This is a genomic window from Virgibacillus salarius (genome assembly GCF_039521925.1).
Classification (GTDB): Bacteria; Bacillota; Bacilli; order Bacillales; family Amphibacillaceae; genus Virgibacillus; species Virgibacillus salarius.
Map to the genome: position 1 here is coordinate 1 of NZ_BAAACY010000107.1, position 6,045 is coordinate 6,045.

Below are 6,045 nucleotides of genomic sequence, written 5' to 3' on the forward strand. Positions count from 1 at the left end.
AAATATTGAAAAAAGTAAAAAAAGTGATACGCCCTAAATTGGCGTACCACTTTTTTCAGTTACTGGGTTTTGTCCCAGCCCCTTCGTTTTTTGATTAGGATAATTAATATAGCATCTGAAATATGTGAGACTCCTTGAAAAAGAAGAGCGCTTTATCTGCGTGCTATGTATCGCTGCCAAAGTCCTCCTTATCCACAGCACGAGCCCGAATCCACTTGGTAACGTGTTTTCCTTTACCAAGTGAGCTTAGTCCGTGCTCGCGGAAAGCCAGTGTATGTTCATGATGCGGGGGTGATACTCCTATTAATAAACGTGATTATTCGTATTTTGAGTAAAGAAGTTGTGTTTAGTCCCAGCCCCTTTTCAATAATTTATTCCTCATATAACCGGCAGTAATCCCCTCACTTCAAGCAATAAAGTGAAACCAATATTGGGAAGTGGGGGATCAACTGCCAGTAAATGTCCAATTGGTTTAAAGGTCTTTATATCATACTCTCGTGGTACTAACAATCCGTGGGAGATAATAAAATGCCCACGGATTGAAGTTTCACATTATTTTAGTGCTTGAAATTCTTGTATCGTACGTAACCAATTTTCTTTCATAATTGGAGCAAGAGCCTCATTATTTCCTTCTTTCATAAGGTTAATAATCTGGCTATGTTCTTCTATGGATTGTTCAGTTAAAATGATGGAGTTATGGAAGAATAAGCGTCTTACATGGGCTTGTAAGTTAGCAATAATGTTGTGGATATAGGGATTATTTGCAGCATCAACGATAACTTGATGAAATTCTTCGTCAATTTTTAAAGCAGCATAATAATTCTCTGAGCGAATAGCTTTCGTAAATCGGTCATTAATTTCTTCCAATACAGCTGTTATATCATCCGTTAAATTATCAATAGCTAATTCAGCTGACAAGGCCTGTAGTACAGCTAATGGTGGAAGTAAATCATTCATAGATTCTTTTTCCACTTCTGTTACTTGCGTTGCTTTTCCAGGAAACATCTTTACAAATCCCTGTACTTCTAAAAGTTGTAGAGACTCTCTAACCGGAGTCCTACTCACGCCTAATGCTTTAGCAAGTTCAGAATCATTAAGTTTTTCTCCAGGTTGTAATGTACCATCAATAATCCACTGTTGAATCTGATTAAAAGCACTTTCCTTTGCGGATTGCCTTACTGGCCTGGAATGATCTGAAGGTATTGGCATTATCTGCTCCCCCTCTACAATTATTTTTAGTATACTAAACAGTATACAATAAATTATTAATTATGGAAATATGCAATATATCACTAAGATTTTTAAACGTTGTGGAGGGATTTATTTTGATTAACTATGAAGATATAGTTTCTCAGGAGCTAGAAGCTTGGCGAAGGAAAATGTATGCTAAACCTAACTTATTTAATCAGTTTTCTAAGAAAGCACAGATGAAAATAAATAACTGGATACCTGAAAAGGCGCATCGGATAATTACTGAAAGTATTAAAAATATGGTTAAGGCTACATTAGTAGGCTCACATGTAACTACGAAAAAACCAGAAATGCAAGAAATGAATTTATATCAGCAAGATCAGCTTGTAAAAGAAAAGTTATCCACCTATCGCAAAACAGCAACAGTAGAAGGTGCAGGTACTGGTGCTGGTGGTATTTTTCTTGGTTTTGCGGATTTTCCTTTACTACTGTCTATAAAAATGAAATTCTTATTTGAGGCTGCAACCATATATGGCTTCGATACAAAGGCTTATGAAGAACGATTATTTCTTTTACACATATTCCAATTAGCTTTCTCCAATGAAAAAGAAAGAAAGAAAACGATGTATGTTATTGAAAATTGGGAACATGAAAAGCAACATTTACTGGATATGGATTGGCGAGCATTTCAACAGGAGTATCGTGATTATATAGACTTGGTCAAATTATTACAACTCGTACCTGGCTTTGGTGCCATTATCGGTGCTTATGCCAATTATAATTTACTTGATCATCTCGGGGAGACGGCTATGAATGCGTATCGTCTGCGACTATTAGCTGTACCAGAAGAGTAAAAGTAAAGGGGAGGGTAGAGAAAAATAGGGGGACCCCTGCAAAAACAGCAAGAGCCCGAAGGTCCACGTTACTAAGCGTGGTTAACCGTGTTAATTTGGTTTGTGGAAAGCGTTCCATACTTTTGATTGCGATAAAAAATAACAGGCTTATTTGATATTTACTCTCGGCATTAACTTATGAAAAGCACTTCGTTTAGTTATGCCCTCTAGCAATTAATATGGATCTGCTTCATGTCCTTTTTCGATTGCTTGATCTGGTGCTTTTTCTGCATCTTTATTACCTAACGGATTTTTACTTGTTCCATCATTCATCATGGTTTTGGCCTTTTCCAGACCTTCACGTAAACGGAGGCCATATTCTTCATCTGCATCCTCAGCCAATGCGACCATTTTATCTTGAATACGTTGATCACACATAGAAAGATCATTCACTAAATTAGAAATTAAATCATCCTTTTCCCAGTCTTTGAAGCTACGGAATGTCTCGCCTGCTTGCTTTGTATTGTCATTTCTGTCGATGGATTCACGAACAAGCTTTCCTTTTATCTCAGGGGTGTATTCTTTTCCCGTTTGTTCAGCTTCCTTTAATCCACCTAGTACCGAAGGCTCGTAATTAACATGTGGATTTTGACCAGGTGCTTTGTCATTTTGCTGACGTAATTGTCCACCCTCTTGGTTTGTAGCAACACGCTTTTTTGCTGCATTAATAGGAACCTGTAAATAGTTTGCCCCTACACGATAGCGCTGTGTATCAGAATAGGAGAACGTTCTACCTTGCAGCATTTTATCATCTGAGAAATCAAGTCCATCGACAAGAACTCCGGTACCGAAGGCAGCTTGTTCAACTTCTGTAAAGTAGTTTTCTGGATTTTTATTCAATACCATTTTTCCAACTGGTAACCATGGAAACTTGTCCTCCGGCCATAGTTTTGTATCATCAAGTGGATCGAAATCTAGCTCGGGGTGTTCATCATCGGTCATAATCTGGACGAATAGTTCCCACTCAGGATAATCTCCTTTTTCAATAGCATCGTATAAGTCTTGTGTAGCGTGATTGAAATTGGTAGATTGAATCTCATTTGCTTCTTGCTGTGTTAAGTTTTTAATTCCCTGTTTTGGTTCCCAATGGTACTTGACTAATACCGCTTCGCCCTCTTTGTTAACCCATTTATATGTGTTTACCCCAGAGCCTTGCATCATTCGGTAATTTGCCGGAATGCCCCAAGGTGAGTAAATAAAGGTTATCATATGGAAGCTTTCAGGGGAATTCGCACAAAAGTCGAAGAAGCGTTCACTATCTTGAATATTTGTTACAGGATCTGGTCGAAAGGCATGAATCATATCTGGAAATTTCATTGCGTCACGAATGAAAAAGATCTTAATATTATTTCCGACTAAGTCCCAATTCCCGTCCTCCGTGTAAAATTTTACAGCAAAGCCACGTGGATCACGTACTGTTTCTGGAGAATGTGTACCATGAACAACCGTTGAAAATCTGACAAAGACAGGAGTTTGCTTCCCTTTATCCTGAAAAACCATGGCTCTTGTATATTTGGATATAGGCTCATCACCAGCCATGCCGTATGTCTCAAAATAGCCATGTGCCCCAGCACCACGAGCATGAACTATCCGTTCGGGAACTTTTTCACGGTCAAAGTGACTTATTTTTTCGATGAAATCATAGTTTTCCAGTGTTGCTGGTCCACGATTTCCGACTGTTCGTATGTTTTGATTGTTAGTAACAGGATGCCCCTGCCTCGTTGTTAAGGTATCTTCATTTTCGATATTATTGGCTTTATTTGTATTTTTTTGCTCCATCCGTTTTCTTTTCCACCTTTCTAAAATATAACTAAACTAGAATTTCCATAATTCTGCTATTTTTTAGTTTGCCCACTTATCTAAATATCATTCTTTAATTTCCACAAAGACGGGATAGACAGTTACATGGTAAAATATTAAAAGAGTCTTTGAAAAAGAGAGGATTTTTCTTGTGAAACTAACAGAAGCGAGTAAAACAATGTCTCCAGCATATGACCCATGGGAAGCATATATGGACGTGGAACAGCATGGGGGAATAACATTGTCTAACATTGAATTTACAACAACAACGCTTTGTAATATGCGCTGTGCCCACTGTGCAGTAGGCTATACACTACAAGGGAAGGACCCGGATGCACTACCAATGGAATTGATTGAAAAGCGACTAGATGAAATTCCTCACCTTCGTACACTAAGTATTACTGGTGGAGAGCCGATGATGTCGAAAAAATCTGTTCGTGATTATGTAGTTCCATTGCTTAAATATGCTCATTATCGTGGTGTGAAAACACAAATTAATTCGAATCTGACCTTGCCTTTTAGTCGCTATGAAGAAATCATTCCTTATTTAGATGTCTTACATATTTCACATAACTGGGGTACTGCTGAAGAATTTGCGGAGACTGGATTTGCAAGAATGGAGAGAAAGCCATCAGAGGAAAATCGTAAGAAATATTTCGAACGAATGGTTGAAAATGCTCAGAAATTATCACAAGCAGGTGTCATGGTATCTGCAGAAACGATGCTAAATGGTCGGACATATCCTTACTTAGAAAAAATTCATGACCATGTGCTTGAAATGGGTTGTGCACGACATGAGATACACCCGATGTATCCCGTAGACTTTGCAAGTAATTTAGAAACGTTATCCTTAGAAGAAATGCGGAAGGGTATCGAACGGTTATTAGACCACCGTGATCCTGATACATGGATGTTATTTGGTACCTTGCCTTTTTATCCATGTAGCACGTCCCAAGCGGATTTGAATTTACAGAAGCGTTTATTTAAGGAAAAGAATGTATCGGTGCGAAATGATCCTGATGGTCGTTCTCGTTTGAATGTAAATATTTTTTCGGGTGATGTGATTGTGACTGATTTTGGAGATGAGCCAAAACTAGGGAATATACAAACCACTTCGTTACTTGAAGCTTACGATCGTTGGATGGCTTCAGACACAGCAAAATCGTTAAATTGTCATTGTCCTGCTGTTAAATGTCTTGGTCCAAATATTCTTGTGAAAAATACATATTATCAAGATGTAGACTTTCAACAAAGAAAAGCCACTATTAAACTGTAATTAACATATGAGGGGGACTAGAGGATGGAAGTGTGGGATCTGTATGATAGGAATAGAAATAAGTTGGATGAAAAGCATATACGGGGAGTGCCGATGCCAAAGGATCGTTATCATCTAGTTGTTCATGTATGGATTCAAAATGATAGTGGGGGGCTTTTATTATCAAAGCGACACCCTAACAAGCCATATGGGGGTTATTGGGAGTGCACAGGTGGTTCTGTGATTGCAGGGGAAAACAGCTTACAGGGGGCATATCGAGAGGTAGCTGAGGAACTAGGCTTACAATTAGACGATAAAGCAGCAAAATTACTTCGTAGAGAAGTTAGACAGGTAGATCATTTGGACAATTGGCTGTTTCATAGCAATGTATCTATTGAACAGTTAACTTTTCAACCGGAAGAAGTAATAGATGCTAAATGGGTAGATGAAGAAACATATCGGCGAATGGTTAGGCAGAAAGCAATCGTTCCAACGCTCCATCACTTCTTTGATGAATTAATGGTGAAGTAAAAGCTTAGTATTTCCTAGGAGCTTAAGGGAGCCAAGAAAGTGTTGACAACTAGTTTTATGTATCGTTATAAGGTTAAGTGTGGGATGACTGCCAGTAAATGTCCGATTGGTTCAATGGCCTTTAGGTCATACCCTTGTGGTACTAACCATCCGTGGGATAAACACAACCCCTACGGATGGAAGCTTCCCTTTATCTTTAGTTAGTATAAAAGAATATAGATTGTTTTACATGTGTACGCTTCTATAAATCGGAGCGTTTTTTTCTTAGTCTAGGAAATTATAAAATTTGTGCCTATGGATAAATAGGAGCGCTTGCGCTTTTGTTCAAAGTTAAGAAAGTATAAAATCAGTGCAATGACTGCGTTAAGCCAAGTA

The 6,045-nt window shown here is 38.3% G+C and carries 5 protein-coding genes; 3 read left to right on the forward strand and 2 right to left on the reverse strand.

Annotated elements, in window-relative coordinates:
- Window positions 1–552: 552 nt before the first annotated feature.
- The gene (locus ABDZ84_RS14020) at window positions 553–1,209 is read right to left on the reverse strand and encodes a GntR family transcriptional regulator (RefSeq protein ID WP_026680323.1); all 657 of its coding nucleotides are present in this window, start codon (window positions 1,207–1,209) and stop codon (window positions 553–555) included.
- Between the two features lie 116 nt (window positions 1,210–1,325).
- Between ABDZ84_RS14020 and ABDZ84_RS14025 the strand changes: the two genes are divergently transcribed.
- Window positions 1,326–2,045 carry an EcsC family protein gene (locus ABDZ84_RS14025; protein ID WP_026680322.1) on the forward strand — a complete coding sequence of 240 codons (720 nt, stop codon included), beginning with the start codon at window positions 1,326–1,328 and terminating at the stop codon, window positions 2,043–2,045.
- Between the two features lie 213 nt (window positions 2,046–2,258).
- Here ABDZ84_RS14025 and ABDZ84_RS14030 read toward each other — a convergent pair whose 3' ends face one another.
- Window positions 2,259–3,863: a catalase gene (locus ABDZ84_RS14030; RefSeq protein WP_026680321.1), complete on the reverse strand. Its 1,605-nt coding sequence runs from the start codon at window positions 3,861–3,863 to the stop codon at window positions 2,259–2,261.
- Between the two features lie 199 nt (window positions 3,864–4,062).
- Between ABDZ84_RS14030 and yfkAB the strand changes: the two genes are divergently transcribed.
- Both yfkAB and ABDZ84_RS14040 read left to right on the forward strand, forming a co-directional pair.
- A complete protein-coding gene (gene yfkAB, locus ABDZ84_RS14035) occupies window positions 4,063–5,160 on the forward strand; it encodes a radical SAM/CxCxxxxC motif protein YfkAB (protein WP_034678644.1) in 1,098 nt (365 codons plus the stop codon).
- Between the two features lie 24 nt (window positions 5,161–5,184).
- The gene (locus tag ABDZ84_RS14040) at window positions 5,185–5,670 is read left to right on the forward strand and encodes an NUDIX hydrolase (protein WP_026680319.1); all 486 of its coding nucleotides are present in this window, start codon (window positions 5,185–5,187) and stop codon (window positions 5,668–5,670) included.
- Window positions 5,671–6,045 lie beyond the last annotated feature (375 nt).

Bases quoted from the DNA above. Each gene is read 5' to 3' on its own strand.
- ABDZ84_RS14020 (WP_026680323.1), bottom strand. From the start codon at position 1,209: ATGCCAATACCTTCAGATCATTCCAGGCCAGTAAGGCAATCCGCAAAG.
- ABDZ84_RS14030 (WP_026680321.1), bottom strand. From the start codon at position 3,863: ATGGAGCAAAAAAATACAAATAAAGCCAATAATATCGAAAATGAAGAT.
- yfkAB (WP_034678644.1), top strand. From the start codon at position 4,063: ATGTCTCCAGCATATGACCCATGGGAAGCATATATGGACGTGGAACAG.
- ABDZ84_RS14040 (WP_026680319.1), top strand. From the start codon at position 5,185: ATGGAAGTGTGGGATCTGTATGATAGGAATAGAAATAAGTTGGATGAA.